Source organism: Mesorhizobium sp. M1A.F.Ca.IN.020.06.1.1 (assembly GCF_004023265.1).
Lineage (GTDB): Bacteria > Pseudomonadota > Alphaproteobacteria > Rhizobiales > Rhizobiaceae > Mesorhizobium.
The window spans coordinates 1-3,666 of sequence record NZ_RZSR01000616.1 but is presented as its reverse complement, the minus strand read 5'-3'; the positions used below and the strand labels follow the sequence as shown (position 1 = coordinate 3,666).

The 3,666-nt window shown below is 63.2% G+C and carries 4 protein-coding genes; 3 read left to right on the top strand and 1 reads right to left on the bottom strand.

What is annotated here, in order from left to right; genetic code table 11:
• Positions 1-525 (bottom strand): BadF/BadG/BcrA/BcrD ATPase family protein (locus EOA60_RS23500; RefSeq protein ID WP_281060769.1); only part of this gene is annotated, 525 nt, incomplete at its 3' end.
• A gap of 200 nt (positions 526-725) precedes the next feature.
• Here EOA60_RS23500 and EOA60_RS23495 point away from each other — a divergent pair.
• The 3 genes from EOA60_RS23495 to EOA60_RS23485 all read left to right on the top strand — a co-directional run.
• Positions 726-1,634 carry an N-acetylmuramic acid 6-phosphate etherase gene (locus EOA60_RS23495; protein WP_095824396.1) on the top strand — a complete coding sequence of 303 codons (909 nt, stop codon included), beginning with the start codon at positions 726-728 and terminating at the stop codon, positions 1,632-1,634.
• A 52-nt stretch (positions 1,635-1,686) separates the two neighbouring features.
• Complete coding sequence (locus EOA60_RS23490) at positions 1,687-2,946, top strand: ABC transporter substrate-binding protein (protein ID WP_067324040.1); 1,260 nt, start codon at positions 1,687-1,689, stop codon at positions 2,944-2,946.
• 229 nt (positions 2,947-3,175) lie between these two features.
• On the top strand, positions 3,176-3,666 hold a 491-nt coding region (locus EOA60_RS23485), incomplete at its 3' end, for a sugar ABC transporter permease (protein ID WP_164899487.1).

The window sequence follows — 3,666 nt, the reverse complement described above, 5'->3', positions numbered from 1 at the left end:
ATCCGTCAGCGGCGAGCCGGGGCGGATGCCGTCATAGGCAAGGAGCGTCTGCTCGAGCAGGTCGCGGCCGATACGGGCGCCGCTGCCCTGGTCGCCGACCTGGAAACCCCAGCCGCCGATGGCGCGCGACTTGCCCGCTTTGCGCGCCATATAGGCGGTGCCGGTGCCCAGGATCGCCATGGCGCCGTCGCCGGAGCCGACGGCGCCTTCGAGCGCGATCTCGGCATCGGTCTCGACGCGGCTTTTGCTGAACGGCAGGATCGCTTCCAGCTGCTGCCTGTAGGTGCCGACATTGGCTCCGGCGAGGCCGAGAATGGCAGGCGTCTCGGGGATCAGCTGCGGATCTTCACCGGCGGCCACGAAAGCTTGCCTTGCCGCCTCGACGATGTTTGCGCGCGCCCCGGTAAGGTCGGTGCGGATATTGGCCGCGCCGCTCTTGGCGCGGCCAACGACAGCGCCGTCGGCGGTCGCAAGGGCCGCCCTGCAGCTTGTGCCGCCGCCATCGATGCCAAGCACGAATTTCACGCGATTTTCTCCTCGTCGCGGATAATACCAATAAAATACCAATAGCCAAGCGTTAATTTAGGTTCAAAAAAGAATAAGGCGTATTTGATTGAAAAGACATGGAAATTTGTCCCCGACGCGCTCCGGAGCATGAAAACGCGATGAGAGATGTGGACAAGTGGTATTTTTTTGGTATTGTTCGATCAGTTGGAGGAAAGCGGATGGCCGAGACGCGCACGGAAGCGCTTCATCAGAACGCCGCGGGGCTGGATGTCCAGGCCCCGGACGCCATCCTTTCGTTCCTCGCCAATGCGCAAATCGAGGCCGCCAGGGCCGTGCACGGCGCCATTCCGGCCATTGCCGAGGCCGCCGAGCTTGTCGCCAGACAATTGAAGGGTGGAGGCAGGCTCGCCTACGCGGCAGCCGGCAGTTCCGGCCTGATGGCTGTCGCCGATGCGCTGGAACTTCCCGGCACATTCGGTATAGCGCGGGACCGCATCGCCATCCTGATCGCCGGCGGCGACGAGGCGTTCCGCACGCTTGCCGGCGGACCGGAAGACGATACCGAGGAAGCCGCGGCAGCCGTCGCGAATGCCAATATCGGCAAGGGCGACTGCCTGATCGCCATCTCGGCCAGCGGCTCGACGCCCTATGCCGTCCAGGCGATCGGCGATGCCCGGCGCCGGGGCGCGGCGACGATCGCGATCGCCAACAACAACGGCGCGACGCTGTTCGGCGAGGCCGACGTCGCCATCCTGCTCGAGACGCCGCCGGAGCTGATCGCCGGCTCGACGCGCATGGGCGCGGGAACAGCACAAAAGATCGCGCTCAACATGCTGTCGACGCTCGCTGCCGTCCATCTCGGCCATGTGCATGACGGCTACATGGTCAACTTTGCCGCCGACAACATCAAGCTGCGTGACCGCGCGGTGCGCATGGTGGCCGCCATCAGCGGACGCAGCCGCGAAGATGCGGCGCGCCTGCTCGAAGAGAGCGGTGGCGGCGTCAAGACTGCCATTCTGCTCGCCGCGGGTGCTGCCAATGCCGATGCGGCCGAGAAGATACTGGAAAAAACCGGCCAGAAGCTCAGGCCGGCGCTTTCCGCGATCGAGGGGAGCAAGGCGCGCTAGCCGCTGTTCTCATCAAAACCGAACCTGAAAAAGGTCAACAGGGAGACTGGACATGACGACCAAACTACTGACGGCACTTCTCATCGGCACGAGCATTCTCGGCACCACCGGGATGGCCCTCGCCGAAGACGTCACGCTCAACATCGAGAGCTGGCGCGGCGACGACCTGACCATCTGGAAGGACAAGCTGATCCCGGCCTTCGAAGCCAAGAACCCCGGCATCAAGGTGGTGTTCGCGCCCTCGGCGCCGACCGAGTATGACGCGGCACTCGGCGCCAAGCTCTCTGCCGGCTCGGCGGGCGACCTGATCACCTGCCGCCCCTTCGACAAGTCGCTTGAGCTGTTCAAGAAGGGCAACCTCGCCGACCTCTCGTCGCTGCCCGGCATGGACAACTTCTCTCCGGTCGCCAAGGCCGCCTGGCAGACCGACGACGGAAAGTCGAGCTTCTGCGTGCCGATGGCTTCGGTCATCCACGGCTTCATCTACAACAAGGACGCCTTCGACAAGCTCGGCCTCAAGGTGCCGACGACGAATGAAGAGTTCTACGCCGTGCTCGACAAGATCAAGGCGGACGGCACCTATATCCCGATGGCGATGGGCACGAAGGACCTTTGGGAAGCCGCGACCATGGGCTACCAGAACATCGGCCCGAACTACTGGAAGGGCGAGGAAGGCCGTCAGGCGCTGATCAAGGGCGAGCAGAAGCTGACCGATCCGCAGTGGGTTGAACCCTACAAGGAACTGGCCAAGTGGAAGCCCTATCTCGGCGACGGTTTCGAGGCGCAGACCTATCCGGACAGCCAGAACCTGTTCACGCTCGGCCGCGCCGCCATCTACCCGGCTGGCTCCTGGGAGATCGGCCTGTTCAACACCCAGGCGCAGTTCAAGATGGGCGCCTTCCCGCCGCCCGTGCAGAAGGCCGGTGACACCTGCTACATCTCCGACCACACCGATATCGGCATGGGCCTGAACGCAGCCTCGAAGCACCCGGAAGAAGCCAAGAAGTTCCTGTCCTGGGTCGCTTCGCCGGACTTCGCCAACATCTACGCCAATGCGTTGCCGGGCTTCTTCAGCCTGAACAACACCCCGGTGAAGATGGAGGACCCGCTGGCACAGGAATTCGTCTCCTGGCGCGGCAAGTGCAAGTCGACGATCCGCTCGACCTACCAGATCCTGTCGCGCGGCACGCCAAACCTCGAGAACGAGACCTGGGTCGAATCGGCCAACGTGATCAACGGCACCGACACGCCGGAAGCCGCGGCCAAGAAGCTGCAGGACGGCCTCGACAGCTGGTACAAGCCGGCGAAGTAAGACTTTAGCCATTCGAACCGGCCGGGCAGCTGCCCGGCCGGCCTTCGGACAGATTTAATAGCGATTGTCGGCGCCGCCTCTCGGTCTTACCCTCACCCTTGCGGGAAGACGAAGCCGCACTGTCGCTGGCCTTGTTCCCTCGCATCATGGGGACAGTCAAGCCGCCGTGCATCGAGGCATCAGCCAAGCACCATCGACCTGGAACCGAGAGACGGCGGGGACCGAACTCATGGCCGCACAAACACGACCCAAGAAACCGATCCGCTGGCATATCGGCGTCTTCCTGGCGCCGGCGGTGCTGGTCTACACGGCAGTCATGATCCTGCCGCTGTTCGGCACCCTGCAGCTTTCTCTGTTCCGCAACATCAACCAGGCGCAAGTGTTCGTCGGGTTCGACAATTTCCACAAGCTGTTCGGCGATCCCAACTGGTCGGTGAATTTCTGGAATGCGCTCAGGAACAATGTCTGGTTCTTCATCATCCACATGCTGGTGCAGAATCCGATCGGCATCCTCTTGGCGGCGCTGCTGTCCAGCCCGAGACTGCGGTTTGCCGCCTTCTATCGCACCGCGATCTTCGTGCCGACGATCCTGTCCTTCGTCATCGTCGGCTTCGCCTGGAAGCTGATCCTGTCGCCGATCTGGGGCGTGGCGCCGCACCTGCTCGACTTCGTTGGGCTGAAGAGCCTGTTCACGCCGTGGCTCGGCAAAGAGCAATATGC

Excerpts from the sequence above, each read along its gene's own strand:
- EOA60_RS23495 (WP_095824396.1), top strand. The coding sequence starts at position 726 with ATGGCCGAGACGCGCACGGAAGCGCTTCATCAGAACGCCGCGGGGCTG.
- EOA60_RS23490 (WP_067324040.1), top strand. The coding sequence starts at position 1,687 with ATGACGACCAAACTACTGACGGCACTTCTCATCGGCACGAGCATTCTC.